At 39.6% G+C, this 14487-nt stretch carries 14 protein-coding genes; all 14 read right to left on the reverse strand.

The features are described 5' to 3' along the window. Positions 1–10: 10 nt before the first annotated feature. The 14 genes from rplW to fusA all read right to left on the reverse strand — a co-directional run bounded on the left by rplW (position 11) and on the right by fusA (position 14426). The gene (rplW, locus tag AB3H93_RS09340; RefSeq protein ID WP_002290449.1) at positions 11–301 is read right to left on the reverse strand and encodes a 50S ribosomal protein L23; all 291 of its coding nucleotides are present in this window, start codon (positions 299–301) and stop codon (positions 11–13) included. Next, positions 301–924, reverse strand: coding sequence for a 50S ribosomal protein L4 (gene rplD / locus AB3H93_RS09345; protein ID WP_010720449.1), 624 nt, complete (start codon positions 922–924; stop codon positions 301–303). The genes rplW and rplD overlap by 1 nt, the downstream gene beginning before the upstream one ends. 27 nt (positions 925–951) lie before the next feature. Further along, on the reverse strand, positions 952–1581 hold the full coding sequence (gene rplC / locus AB3H93_RS09350; RefSeq protein ID WP_002290445.1) for a 50S ribosomal protein L3: 630 nt from the start codon (positions 1579–1581) through the stop codon (positions 952–954). A 30-nt stretch (positions 1582–1611) separates the two neighbouring features. Continuing rightward, entirely contained in the window at positions 1612–1920 is a 309-nt protein-coding gene (gene rpsJ / locus AB3H93_RS09355) for a 30S ribosomal protein S10 (RefSeq protein ID WP_010720450.1), read from the reverse strand. A gap of 459 nt (positions 1921–2379) precedes the next feature. After that, positions 2380–3279 (reverse strand): ketose-bisphosphate aldolase, encoded by a 900-nt coding sequence (locus AB3H93_RS09360; RefSeq protein ID WP_034697718.1) that lies wholly within the window; start codon positions 3277–3279, stop codon positions 2380–2382. Positions 3280–3297: 18 nt separating this feature from the next. Continuing rightward, positions 3298–4149, reverse strand: coding sequence for a class II fructose-bisphosphate aldolase (locus tag AB3H93_RS09365; RefSeq protein ID WP_368020475.1), 852 nt, complete (start codon positions 4147–4149; stop codon positions 3298–3300). A 24-nt stretch (positions 4150–4173) separates the two neighbouring features. Further along, positions 4174–5256, reverse strand: a complete 1083-nt coding sequence (locus AB3H93_RS09370; RefSeq protein WP_126342725.1) for a PTS fructose transporter subunit IIC — start codon at positions 5254–5256, stop codon at positions 4174–4176. A 15-nt stretch (positions 5257–5271) separates the two neighbouring features. After that, positions 5272–5586 carry a PTS fructose transporter subunit IIB gene (locus tag AB3H93_RS09375; RefSeq protein WP_010736797.1) on the reverse strand — a complete coding sequence of 105 codons (315 nt, stop codon included), beginning with the start codon at positions 5584–5586 and terminating at the stop codon, positions 5272–5274. Between the two features lie 20 nt (positions 5587–5606). Next, complete coding sequence (locus AB3H93_RS09380; protein ID WP_053766556.1) at positions 5607–6095, reverse strand: PTS sugar transporter subunit IIA; 489 nt, start codon at positions 6093–6095, stop codon at positions 5607–5609. Between the two features lies 1 nt (position 6096). Beyond that, the gene (locus AB3H93_RS09385; protein ID WP_063626396.1) at positions 6097–7566 is read right to left on the reverse strand and encodes a PRD domain-containing protein; all 1470 of its coding nucleotides are present in this window, start codon (positions 7564–7566) and stop codon (positions 6097–6099) included. A gap of 240 nt (positions 7567–7806) precedes the next feature. Next, the gene (nagE, locus tag AB3H93_RS09390) at positions 7807–9783 is read right to left on the reverse strand and encodes an N-acetylglucosamine-specific PTS transporter subunit IIBC (protein ID WP_368020476.1); all 1977 of its coding nucleotides are present in this window, start codon (positions 9781–9783) and stop codon (positions 7807–7809) included. Between the two features lie 9 nt (positions 9784–9792). Further along, the gene (locus AB3H93_RS09395) at positions 9793–10629 is read right to left on the reverse strand and encodes a PRD domain-containing protein (RefSeq protein WP_010736794.1); all 837 of its coding nucleotides are present in this window, start codon (positions 10627–10629) and stop codon (positions 9793–9795) included. Between the two features lie 353 nt (positions 10630–10982). Continuing rightward, entirely contained in the window at positions 10983–12170 is a 1188-nt protein-coding gene (gene tuf / locus AB3H93_RS09400; RefSeq protein ID WP_010720459.1) for an elongation factor Tu, read from the reverse strand. A 171-nt stretch (positions 12171–12341) separates the two neighbouring features. Next, the gene (gene fusA / locus AB3H93_RS09405) at positions 12342–14426 is read right to left on the reverse strand and encodes an elongation factor G (protein WP_010720460.1); all 2085 of its coding nucleotides are present in this window, start codon (positions 14424–14426) and stop codon (positions 12342–12344) included. Positions 14427–14487: the final 61 nt, after the last annotated feature.

Genomic DNA, 14487 nt, shown 5'->3' on the forward strand with positions numbered 1-14487 from the left:
TAGTAAGTGCTTATTCAGCAGCTTCGAATAATTGGATTTCTTTTGAATCTTCAGTCAATGTAACGATCGCTTTGCGACGTTTTTTTGTATATCCTGCATATTTGCCCATACGTTTGAATTTCGCACGTACGTTCACGATGTTCACGTTTTTAACTTTTACGTCAAAAGCAGCTTCAACCGCTTGTTTTACTAAAGTTTTGTTTGCACGAGTGTCCACTTCAAAAGTATATTTCTTGTCATCCATGGCAAGCATTGATTTTTCAGTGATCACTGGGCGTTTGATTACGTCTAGTAAGTTCATTATGCAAGCACCTCCTCAATTTGAGTAAGAGCAGTTTGTGTTGCTAACACTTTTGTATTTGAAACAACATCTAGAACACTTACGTTATCAGAAGTTACTACAGTTACGTTTGGTAAGTTACGTGCTGATAAAGCAGCAAAGTCGTTACCATTCTCTAGAACAACCAATACTTTAGAGTCAATAGATAAGTTAGCAAGAACTTGTTTAAATTCTTTTGTTTTTGGTGCATCGAAGCTTAATCCTTCAATTGCTACCAAGTTGTTTTCAGCAACTTTTTCTGACAATACAGATTTCATTGCTAAACGACGAACTTTTTTAGGAAGTTTGTAGCTGTAAGAACGTGGTGTTGGTCCAAAGACTACGCCACCTCCACGCCATTGTGGTGAGCGGATTGATCCTTGACGAGCACGACCAGTTCCTTTTTGACGCCATGGTTTACGTCCACCGCCTCGAACAGCACTACGGTTTTTAACCGCATGTGTTCCTTGTCTTAATGACGCACGTTGCATAACGATTGCATCGTAAACAACACTTTCATTTGGTTCAATTCCGAAGATTTCTTCGTTAAGTGTGATTTCACCGTTTTGGCTTCCATCTTGTTTGAATAATGCTACATTCGGCATTCCTTAGTTCCTCCTTTCTTCCTACTATTATTTAGCTTTCACAGCTGATTTGATAGTGATTAATGATTTTTTAGCTCCAGGAACATTTCCTTTAATTAAGATAACGTTTCTTTCTGCATCAACGCGAACAACTTCCAAGTTTTGGATTGTTACGCGGTTGCCACCCATACGGCCAGCAAGACGTTTATTTTTGAATACACGGTTAGGTGCAACTGGACCCATTGACCCAGGACGACGATGGTAGCGAGAACCGTGAGCCATTGGTCCGCGGCTTTGGCCGTGACGTTTGATAACCCCTTGGAATCCTTTACCTTTCGTAGTACCTGTTACATCAATAATGTCTCCTGCTTGGAAAACATCTACTGTAATTTCTTTTCCTACTTCATATTCTCCTAGCTCAACATTTTTGAATTCACGAATGAAGCGCTTAGGAGCCGTGTTTGCTTTTGCAACATGACCTTTCGCAGGTTTGTTTGATAAAACTTCACGCATATCTTGGTAACCAACTTGAATAGCTTCGTAGCCATCAGTTTCCATTGTTTTCACTTGTAGCACTACGTTTGGAGTAGCTTCTACAACAGTTACTGGAATTAATTCGCCAGATTCAGTGAAGATTTGTGTCATTCCCACTTTTTTCCCTAAGATTCCTTTGGTCATGAGTACACCTCCATTAATTTTATTTTAATATTATAGTTTGATTTCGATGTTAACACCAGATGGTAAGTCTAGCTTCATCAAAGCATCAACAGTTTTTGGTGTTGGGTTCACAATGTCGATAAGACGTTTGTGTGTACGCATTTCGAATTGTTCGCGTGAATCTTTGTATTTGTGAGTCGCACGAATAACTGTGTAAAGACTGCGTTCAGTTGGTAATGGAATTGGACCAGACACGCTAGCTCCAGTTCTTTTTGCAGTTTCCACGATTTTATCCGCCGCTTGATCTAAAATACGGTGTTCATACGCTTTTAAACGGATACGAATTTTTTGTTTTGCCATCTTGTTCCCTCCTTCGCCTATTTTGAAAAGTAGACATAGCTCCACGAAAATTTCCGTCACGCTCGTTCGTGGCAAAGCGTCCGGGCGTGTCGCAACCTCTCGTTTCTTAGCCGACGAAATCCTATAGATCACGTCTGTGACATTTACGTTTAGGTAAACGCACCTTTGTAATTATAATATATCTAAATCCACAAAGCAAGGCTTTTTTCCTGTAAAAAACAATTTGTTTTCATAAGTTTTCATTTAGATAACTTTAGATGCCTCTTATCCTTAAATGTCACATTTTATTTCTACTAAACTTCCTTCCTATAGTAGTTCGCCTATCTTCAGTTATTCAAAAAAACCGCAGAACCCCCAATCATGTTGGTTTCTACGGTTTTTTATTCTATTAACTATCGGAAGTGATAGACGATCTAAGCCATACACTTTTCTTGAAAAACAAAGTTTGGATTATTTTTTTTAGTTCTGTTCTTGTCGCCAAGGTTGAATATTCGCTTGACGATAGACTTTTGCTTGGTTGATGGAATGGAAGAGTTCCATCTTTTGCTTCACCACTTCTTTTGCTGCTGCGATACATTCAGGATAAATGGCATTTGGGTCCCATAGCTCTGTTGTAGCTAAGATCTCACGACACTTTTTATAAAAAGCATATTTATAGTCGGATGAAATATTGACTTTCTGAATACCGATTTGCACTGCTTTTGCAATTTCTTCGTCTGGGTTAGCAGATCCTCCATGTAAAACTAGCGGAATGGTTACTTTTTCTTTAATACTTGTTAAAACATCCATTTTCAATGCTGGCTTGACATCTTTTGGATAGATACCATGAGCGGTTCCGATTGCCACCGCTAACGAATCGATTCCTGTACGTTCCACAAATTCCTGTGCATCTTCCGGCTTCGTATAAATGACTTCCGATACACCGCCTTCTACTGAAGTACCCGTGTTACCAATCGTTCCTAGTTCGCCTTCAACTGAGACCCCGATCTTATGGCAAACATCTACCACTTCTTTTGTTAGTGCAATATTTTCTTCAAATGGCAACAAGGAGCCGTCGATCATAACTGAACTAAACCCACAATGAATCCCTCGCATGATACTTGCTAAGCTATCGCCATGATCCATATGGATAACGAAAGGCACAGCGCTGTTTTTCGCTCGGCTCACTGCATATTGGAAAAACTCATCTTTGGTAAAGTCTAATTCTGTCGGATGGACTGCAATGATTGCGGGTGCATCATTTTCTTCTGCCGCCTCAATGACTACTCGTAAAAAGTTGCTGTCAGCAACGTTAAACGCCCCTACTGCAAAATGATTTTCCTTGGCAATTTCTAACATTTGATTCATATTGATTAACATCGTCTATTTTCTCCATTTCTATGATTTATTGGTTGAACCTGATAGTTGAATGTATTGCTGAACTAACTCTTTTCCTGCTATGACTGTTTGTTGGATGAGAGTGGGGTATTCGATCGTTGGCTCCTGTTGTAGAAGCTGTCGGCATCTTTGTTGTTGCGCCTTCATAAAATCAGAACCAACATTAATCTTATTGATCCCTAACTCAATGGATTGGCGAATGTTGTCTTTTCCCGCTCCTGACCCCCCATGTAAAACTAACGGAAGTTGAGTCTTCTCTTTTATTTCTTGGACAATATCGAAACGAAAACGTGGTTTGTACCCTTTAGGATAATCTCCGTGACTGGAGCCATAGGAAATCGCTAAGCAGTCCACACCCGTTTCATTGATCAATCGGATTGCTTCTGCTGGGTCCGTACACATGGCATCATCTGTAAAATGGTCGCCTGTGACTGCCCCCATATTTCCTACTTCTGCTTCTACGCTCGCATCATACGTTTGGGCAAATTGAACCATCGCTCTCGTTATTTCGATATTCTGATCCAAGGGATACATCGAAGCATCCATCATGACGCTGGAAAATCCTTCTTGTAAGCACTGTTTGACAAATGCGATGTCTTGCCCGTGATCTAGATTAATTGCTACTTCGACTTTGGCATCCTGTGCCATGCGGATGATGGGCTTCGTTAAATAATGATAATTGATGTGTTGCTTTAAGTGATCTTGCAATAAATCTATGATGATCGGCGCATGTAATTCCTCAGCAGCTTGGATCGTTGCTTTAGCTGTTTCTAGATTAAAGCAATTGATCGCCATGACAGCATAGTTTTCTTGATTTGCTTTTTTGAGCATCTCTTTCATTGACACATACATATCAAATCCTTCTCTCTACAGTTTTTAAGATAATTTAATAGAAGAAAAATCTACTTCTTCCTCTTCTTCCTCTACGACAGGGTGTTCAGCTGGCGCCTTTTTCAAAACAAACAATAGAATGCCGGTAACTGCAGAACCAATCAATAAGGCAAAGGTAAACTTTAACGGATCCGTCATTGCTGGGATAATAAAGACCCCACCAGAAGGAACTGGTGACCCAATTCCCCACGACATACTCAAACCTCCACCAATCGCTGCACCAGCTGTACACGAAATGATCACACGAAGCGGATCAACTGCCGCTAAGGGGATAACGCCTTCCGTAATCATGCAAAGTCCCATCGGAAAAGCAATCTTAATGTTGTTTTCTTCTTCTTTTGAATATTTTGTTTGCCGAAATAACTTAGATAAAACCCATGAAATGGTGACACCGAAAGGCGGAACCATTGACGCTAACACTTTCACAGCTTCTGGTTCTTGCACACCTTCCAAAAGCATCCCATCAGCAAACAATGAGGCTACCTTATTGACTGGTCCACCAAAATCAAAGGCAGCCATCCCACCGACAATTGACCCAAAGAGGAATTTCCCAGAACCTTGTAGTCCTTGTAAAAAATCGGTCATCGCTTCTGTTGCCCAAACAATCGGCACACCTACCACGAAAAACATCAATAAACCGATACTAAGGGTCGCTAACAGTGGGATGATCATCATCGGCATCAATCCTTGTGCCCACTTAGGAACTTTGAGATATTTCACCAATAACAGGACAAAGAACCCCACCAAGTAACCGCCTAACATACCACCTAAAAAACCTGCGCCAATGGCATTGGCAATTAACCCCATAAACAAACCTGGACCAATCCCTGGGCGATCGGCAATGGAATAGGCAATCGCTGCAGAAATCACTGGAGCCAATAATCCCATGCCCAAAACCCCTAGAGAAACTAAGGCATCGGGTACAGAATAAGACGTTTGATAATCATTGATGACTTGCCCACCTGTTAAATTCCCAATAGCGATCAAGAGTCCAGCGGTCACAACAACTGGTAACATGTATGAAATAGCTGTCAGTGCATGCTTTTTTAATTGTAGTTGACGAAGCATCCAATTCCTCTCCTTTTATGTTTTACTGAGTTCTTCTTCAATTTTAGTAATCAACCCTTTCGGTGCTTTAATGACCATGTTCGTAGGAATCTCAATCACTTTTTTTCCTTCGAACCGCTCCTTGCCACCAATTTTGATATCTGCTGCAATAATGACGACATCTGCCTGCTTGATCTCCTCCTTCGATAACTCGTCTTCTGTACCAATTGTTCCTTGTGTTTCGATGTGCACTTCATGTCCTAATGCTTTTGCTGCTTTTTCTAATTTTTGTTTGGCAATATACGTATGTGCAATTCCTGAAGTACAGGCTGCTACTCCGACGATCTTCATTTTTTCTTCCTCCTTTTCTTTTAGACAGTTGGTTCTTTTGCTAATAGTTCCATTAATTCTGCTTTACTAGTTGCCTGATTCATTTTTTCGATAATGGTATCTTCTGCTAATAACATTGCTACTTTTTGTAATAATTTGATATGAACGGTATTGGCATCTGTATCTTTTACTGCAAATAAGATAATGACCTTTACAGGCTGCTCATCTAATGATTCCCAAGGGATCGGGGTCTCGACTTTACCCACAACCAAAGAAGTCTGAATGACACTCGCTGATTTTCCGTGGGGAATCGCCACACCGTTTCCAATCCCTGTGATTCCTTCTTTCTCCCGTTGAAAGACATCTGATGAAAAATCATCAACATCTTTGATAATGCCGTTTTCTTTTAGTAATTCACTTAATTCGAGAATCGCTTCTTTTTTTGTTTTCGCTTTCATTTCTAAACGTATCAGTTTTTCTGTAATCACATTTGCGATACTAAATTCTGACATTACCTGTTTTGTAACCATTTCACATCTCTCCTAACATTTGCTTCACACGTTTTTCGTCTTGCTTGGTAAATACTGAGTTTACTAATATCGTGGGAATCTTCGGTGGCTCATTCAAACAAACCGTTGTTAAAATCAAATCGATCTTACTAAATTCCGCTTGGTTTTTCTGGTACTGCCGAGAAGATAAAACAGCAATAATCTCTAATTCAGGAAAGGCTTTTTTTACTTTGACTTTCAATAGTTCTGAAGTTCCAACACCACTACTACACATGATCAATACACGTTTTTTTATTGGGGCTAACTCTTTGTATCTCACAAAGTATAATGTTAAAAATCCAATTTCATCTTTGGATATATGGTTTGTATGAAATTTTTTTTGGACCATTTTACTGACAAATTCTACCAATTGAAACGTTTCCTGGTACTCTAATTCAATATCGTGCAATAAATCATTTTTGATTGTGATCTCATGTTTTAAGCGATACAATAGCGGCTGAATGTGACTATACAAATCATGTCGGTTTCGTTCTTGATCAATCGCCACTCCCATGAGCCGGCTCATCGTAGCAGAAAAAAAACGGGTGATTTCTTCAGCTTCATTTGAAATATTTTGATGTTTAATCGAACCATTTTCGATCCTGGAGGAAATCAAGTATTGAAAAAGATAAAAAGTTTCACTTTCAGGGAGAGTCGTATTTAAATATTGACCTAATTTGAGCATGACTTGCTTTGATAGTTGGTACAGTTCCTGGTTATAATGGATCAGCGCCTGATCTTCTTCATCTAAATCCCACGTATCTTCTTCTAAATACACGACCCCTTCACGGAAGCGTTTGACTAAGATATAAATATGAGAAAAAATATTCATTGCATATGGATAGGCAATTCGACTGACTAGTTTTTGTTCGATAAACTCAACGATCGAAGTAATAAAATTGATATCAAATGAGCTGATCATTGGGTGACTAGGAACCACTTTTTTATCTTCCAATAAATGGATACTTAATAGCATATTCACTACTTTACGAATATGTTTTTCTGTTCCTTCGATACCAATTCGGGTACCCTGGCGTTTAAGTTGGAGGTGGTTTTTCATTAAAAATAAACTGATCTTAGCCAAATCATTACTAATTACCGGATCACTCACATAATACGGATGGAACAATTCATTGATTAATAACTTCTTGGGTGCCTTAAACAACAAATTAAGCAAAATCGCATTCCTTCTTTCCAAAGGTCCTTGACTCGTTCGACTTTCATTATGCGTTGCACTCACATTTAAATATTTATCGTAGTCTAACCGAAATCCTTTGCCTGCCTCTGCCAAAATGATTTCCCCGTTTTCAGACACATCATTTATCTTTTTAATCGTACGGTAGACCGTTTTCGTAGAAACATGGGCAAATTCAGCTAACTCCTGAGCTGTAAGGGATAAGCCATGTTTAACAAAGTATTCGACCATTTCTTTCTCTCTTTTGCTTAGCTGCATTTGTTCAACCTCCTTGTTTATACTATAACGGAATTTTCTGACAACTCATTTTTTGTTCTGTCCATTACTCTGGACATTTTTAAAAGCGTTTACAAAAAGTAGCAAAAAAGACAAAAAACACCGAAGCAGGCAAAAACCTGTCTTCGGTGTTTTACATGAGACATCAGAGTACATAAAAGTGATAACTAGACGAAACGATGAAAATAAGTAACTATTGATTGGTGTCAGTAGTTTTCTTCCTTAATTACTCTTAACATGACCAATCACAGCATTTGCTTTAACTACCACACTAGCATCCATCGTTAGCTTCGCCACTTTTTCACCATTGGTAAAAGCAACGATCAGATCTGATTGTTTGTTTGCCGATTGTAGTGCCACCAAGTCCATGGTTGCAATTAATTGACCACGTGCGACTTTTTGTCCCTCTTCAACGTAGATCGTAAAAGGCGCTCCTTTTAAGTTCACGGTATCGATCCCCATATGCAAGAGAACTTCAATTCCTGATTCCGTTTTGATACCAACTGCATGTTTCGTTGGAAAAATATTGATAATCGTACCAGCGATTGGAGCAAACACTTCGCCATTCGTTGGTAGAACCGCAAACCCGTCTCCCATCATTTTTTGTGAAAAGACATCATCCGCCACTTCTGTGATTGGCATTAGCTTCCCATTTGCTACCGCAAAAATATCTTGGTTTTGTGGATCAACGACTGTTTTGGTTGTCACAGTAGGCGTGGACTGAGCAGTTCCTTTGCCACTACTTCCATGAATTTTTTTCATTTCATCTGCAACAAATTGGACTTCCGTTCCAACGATCACTTGAATATTTTTGGCATCAATTACTTTCAGGCCTGGAACACCAGTTGCTTTGATTTTCCCTTGATCAACTTTTGCCGTATCTTTTACATACAAGCGTAAACGTGTCGTGCAATTGTCAATGGAAACAACGTTCGTTGCACCACCTAATGCTTGATAAAGTTGATTAGCTAGCGTGGCAAATCGATTGTCACCAGTTGGCACTGTTCCTACTTCCCCATTTTCTGCAACTCCAGTATCTTCTTCACGCCCCGGCGTCATCAAATTGAATTTTTTGATGACAAATAAAAATGTAAAGTAATAAATCACACCCATCGCCAAGCCTAATACCAATAGCATTAATGGTTGATTGGCAATAGGTACACGTAAGCTTAAGAAGAAATCAATAAAGCCGGCGCTAAAATTAAAGCCCGCTGTCCAATGGAAGGTTGCTGCGATAAACATCGAAATCCCTGTTAAAGCAGCATGAACGACGTACAATGGCCAAGCGACAAACATAAATGAAAATTCTAACGGTTCAGTCACCCCTGTAAAGAAAGAAGCGAAAGCGGCAGCTAACATCAAAGATGCGGTCACTTTTTTCTTTTCTGGTCGCGCACATTGATAGATAGCAAGTGCACCAGCAGGTAACCCAAACATCATGACCGGGAAGAAACCAGCTTGGTACATACCGGTGACTCCTTTTACCCCTTCACTTGCCCAGAATTTACCAATATCATCAATTCCAGCTAAATTGAACCAAAAAACATTGTTAAGTGCATGGTGTAAACCAGTTGGAATCAGCAAACGGTTGAAGAAGCCATATAGACCAGCACCTAACGCGCCCATTCCAGAGATCAATTCACCGAAACTAACCAATGTATCATAAACTGGTGGCCAAACAAAAATCAATAAAGCAGAAATAATTGCCATTAAACCAGCTGTTACGATCGGTACTGCTCGTTTTCCACTAAAGAAAGACAACGCCATTGGTAATTTAACTCCGCTGAAGCGATTATACATCGCACCAGCGACTAAGCCTGCCAAAATTCCAATAAATACATTTTTATTATTGATTGCATCAAAAGCGATATTCACTTTTTCAACATCCACTTTAGTAAACAATGCAACAGAAGCACTATTGACTAATGTGACTGGTGCTAAAAAGGCGATCAATCCTGCCAATGCTGATGAACCATCTTTGTCCTTAGACATCCCCAATGCTAATCCAACAGCAAAAATGATTCCTAAATTATCTAAGACTGTTCCTCCAGCTTTGATCATAAAAGCGGCAAAAATGTTATTGCCACCCCAACCAGTCGGATCGATCCAATAACCAATCCCCATGAATAAAGCAGCTACTGGTAGGGTTGCTACTGGTAACATCAAGGAACGTCCCATTCGTTGTAAGTATGTTTTCATTTTGTTCTCCTATTCTGTTGTCCCTCGCAAGCGTTCGATATGAATAACTAAATAACCAAGTTCTTCGCTTGTAATAGACATTTGATATTGTTTAGTTAAAAGTACTCGAATTTTTTTTGCGACTGCATAACTTCCTGAATATTTTCGTTTGACTATCTCAATAATCTCCTCGTCTAAGACCGCATACTGCTGATTGTGATACCGTTGGATCAACAACCGAAGATGGTTTGCTAAACGAGAATAATTCAGTGCCATTTGTTCGGAATGGATATCGATCCTCAGCTCTTTTTCAATCAACTGGATAATTTCCGACACGATCGTGACTTCGCGAATGCTACGATGATTACTAGTTTGTCCGCTATGACCACTATGGATATGTATCGCTATATAACCCGCTTCATCATATGTATAAGGAATAGCTAAAGTGTGATTCAAATAATCAACTGCCCATTGCGCAATACTAAATTCTTCGTGGTACAGCGCCTCGATTTCTCGCAGTAATTTATTTCGAATAACAATTCCATTACGAATATTTTCAGCAGCAAAAGCAATATGATCCGTTAACGCAATCAACACATGCTCATTCAGCTTTTTCATTAAAACTGTTTCTGCATGATCAATAATGTGTTCAGCGGCAAAAAGAAACTTTTCGTCAATTTGATTCAGCAAACTTTGTAATTTCATTTGACTTTCTGGCTCCATCACAAACATCCGCTCAATTTCTCGATGAAAAATCAAGTCATTGCGCTTTTTATCGAATCCAACACCTTTACCAATTGCGACCTTTTCTTGTCCATCGTCATCGACTAAGACCGCATTTTGATTAAAAATCTTTTTGATTTTCATAATAATAACCCTTTTTCTGCAGAATTAAAGTTACTTCATGGACCCATCATCCTTTATCAATCTTAAGCTTGACAACAAAAAAAGCATAGAAAAATTCCACCAAAGTCTCCTTATCGACGGAATCTTCCCATGCCTAGTATGATCTAGTCACATGAAAAATAAATATGTTAACGCTTTAATTTTATCGAGGGAACGTTTTTTTGTCAACATCTTTTTTTCCTTTTGTCAAACAAAATGCTTTCATTTACTCAATAAAGTTTAAAATAAGCCATAAAAAAAGCCATGATGTCTAATGACACCATGACTTTTTATTGTCCGAATACAATGTTGCTTACAATTCAGTTGATCAAAGATTAAGCTTTGATTTCAGTAACGACACCGGCACCAACTGTACGTCCGCCTTCACGGATTGAGAATTTAGTACCGTTTTCGATAGCGATTGGGTGGATTAATTCAACTTCCATTGTTACGTTGTCGCCAGGCATAACCATTTCAGTTCCTTCTGGTAATTCAACAACACCTGTTACGTCAGTTGTACGGAAGTAGAATTGTGGACGGTAGTTAGTGAAGAATGGAGTATGACGTCCACCTTCTTCTTTTGTCAACACGTATACTTCTGCAGAGAATTTTGTATGAGGTGTGATTGTACCTGGTTTAGCTAAAACTTGTCCACGTTGGATGTCTTCACGTGCAACACCACGTAGTAAAGCACCAATGTTGTCTCCAGCTTCAGCGTAGTCTAATAATTTACGGAACATTTCAACACCAGTAACTGTTGTTTGAGCTGTTTCTTCTGCGATACCAACGATATCTACAACGTCACCAACGCGAACTTGTCCACGTTCAACACGACCTGTAGCAACAGTACCACGACCAGTGATTGAGAATACGTCTTCGACTGGCATCATGAATGGTTTGTCGTTGTCACGTTCTGGAGTTGGGATATATTCGTCAACTGCAGCCATCAATTCAAGGATTTTTTCTTCGTATGAAGCGTCGCCTTCTAAAGCTTTCAAAGCTGAACCAGCAACTACAGGAACATCGTCACCAGGGAATTCGTATTCTGTTAATAAGTCACGAACTTCCATTTCAACTAATTCTAGTAATTCTTCGTCGTCAACCATATCTACTTTGTTCAAGAATACAACGATGTATGGAACACCAACTTGACGAGATAATAGGATATGTTCACGAGTTTGAGGCATAGGACCATCAGCAGCAGATACTACTAAGATAGCTCCGTCCATTTGAGCAGCACCAGTGATCATGTTTTTAACGTAGTCCGCGTGTCCTGGGCAGTCAACGTGAGCGTAGTGACGAGTGTCAGTTTCGTACTCAACGTGAGCTGTTGAAATTGTGATTCCGCGTTCGCGTTCTTCTGGAGCACCATCGATTTGATCGTAAGCCATAGCTTGGCCGCCGTTTTTCTTAGATAGTACAGTTGTGATTGCTGCTGTTAAAGTTGTTTTACCGTGGTCAACGTGTCCGATTGTACCAATGTTAACGTGTGGTTTAGAACGGTCAAATTTTTCTTTTGCCATTTTAAAATGTCCTCCTAAAAATACAATATATTTTTTATTTGTCTGATAGGTATGTGATAAACCAAAAGTCTATCACATGCCCATATCATCGATAATTATTTTACACGAAACTATATTAAAAATACAGTCTCTTTAGATAATCTGTCAAACAGACGATCTTGTTTTAAGAAATTATTCAGCTTTACCGCCGTTTTTCTTAATGATTTCTTCTTGGACTGATTTAGGAACATCTTCATAGTGGTCAAATACCATCATAAATGTACCGCGTCCTTGAGTTGCTGAACGCAATGTTGTTGCGTAACCGAACATTTCAGCCAATGGAACAATCGCATTAACGATTTGTGAGTTACCATGTGCTTCCATACCTTCAACGCGACCGCGTCGGCTAGTTACGTGTCCCATGATATCACCTAAGTAATCTTCTGGAACAGTAATCGTTACTTTCATCATTGGTTCTAAAATAACAGGACGTGCGTGTTTTGCAGCAGCTCTTAAAGCCATAGATGCAGCAACACGGAAGGCTGTTTCATTTGAATCGACGTCATGGTATGAACCATCGTAAAGTTTTGCTTTGATATCCACTAATGGATAGCCAGCAAGAACACCGTTATTCATAGATTCTTCTAGTCCTTTTTCAACAGCAGGGATGTATTCACGAGGAACGACCCCACCGACGATTGCATTTTCAAATTCGAAGCCTTTACCTTCTTCGTTTGGTGTAAATTCAACCCATACGTGACCGTATTGACCTTTACCACCAGACTGACGTACGAATTTACCTTCAGCTTTTGTTGCTTCACGGAATGTTTCACGGTATGAAACTTGTGGAGCACCAACGTTTGCTTCAACTTTAAATTCACGTTTCATACGGTCTACTAAAACGTCTAAGTGCAACTCACCCATACCTGAGATAACAGTTTCACCAGTTTCAACGTTTGTTTCAACTCGGAATGAAGGATCTTCTTCTGCAAGTTTTTGCAACGCAACACCCATTTTATCTTGGTCTGCTTTTGATTTAGGTTCAACAGCAACTTGGATAACTGGGTCAGGGAATTCGATTGACTCAAGAATAACCGGTGAGTCTAATGCACATAATGTATCCCCAGTTGTTGTATCTTTCAATCCAACAGCAGCGGCGATATCACCTGAGTACACTTTATCAATTTCTTGACGAGTGTTGGCGTGCATTTGTAGAATACGTCCGATACGTTCTTTTTTGCCTTTAGAAGCGTTCAATACATATGAACCACTTTCAAGGACACCAGAATAAACACGGAAGAAAGTTAGACGACCTACGAATGGGTCAGTCATTACTTTAAACGCTAATGAAGCAAAAGGAGCTTCATCGTCAGCTGGACGTGTTGTTTCTTCGTCTGTTTTTGTATCGATCCCTTTGATTGCTTCGATATCAACTGGAGAAGGCAAGTAATCAAGAACGGCATCCAACATTAATTGAACCCCTTTGTTCTTGAACGCTGAACCAGCTAATACAGGGAAGAATTCAACATTAATTGTTGCACGGCGGATACCAGCAATCAATTCTTCTTGTGTGATTTCTTCACCTTCAAGATATTTCATCATTAGTTCTTCGTCTGTTTCAGCAACAGCTTCGACTAATTTTTCGCGCCATTCTTGAGCTTGTTCTAAATATTCTTCAGGAATTTCAGTTTCTTGAATATCTGTTCCTAAGTCATTTGTATAGATTTCAGCTTTCATTTTAACCAAGTCGATGATACCAGTGAAGTTTTCTTCAGCACCGATTGGCAATTGGATTGGATGCGCGTTTGCTTGCAAACGATCATGCAATGATTTTACTGAGTACAAGAAGTCCGCACCGATTTTATCCATTTTGTTACAGAATACGATACGAGGCACTCGGTACTCAGTTGCTTGACGCCAAACTGTTTCAGTTTGAGGTTCAACACCTGACTGTGAGTCAAGTACAGTTACCGCACCATCTAATACACGTAGAGAACGTTGAACTTCAATTGTGAAGTCTACGTGTCCTGGTGTGTCGATGATGTTTACACGGTAACCTTTCCACTGCGCTGTAGTCGCAGCAGATGTAATTGTGATACCACGTTCTTGTTCTTGTTCCATCCAGTCCATTTGTGAAGCTCCTTCGTGGGTTTCACCAATTTTATGGATTTTACCAGTATAGTACAAGATACGCTCTGTTGTTGTAGTTTTACCTGCATCAACGTGAGCCATGATACCAATATTACGAGTTTTTTCTAGCGAAAATTCTCTTGCCATTTTCTTACTCCTCTCTTTATTTAAATCGATTGTAAATTGACTTTCTGCTGTCGTTTAACCC

This window comes from Enterococcus sp. C74, assembly GCF_040887125.1.
Classification (GTDB): domain Bacteria; phylum Bacillota; class Bacilli; order Lactobacillales; family Enterococcaceae; genus Enterococcus_B; species Enterococcus_B hirae.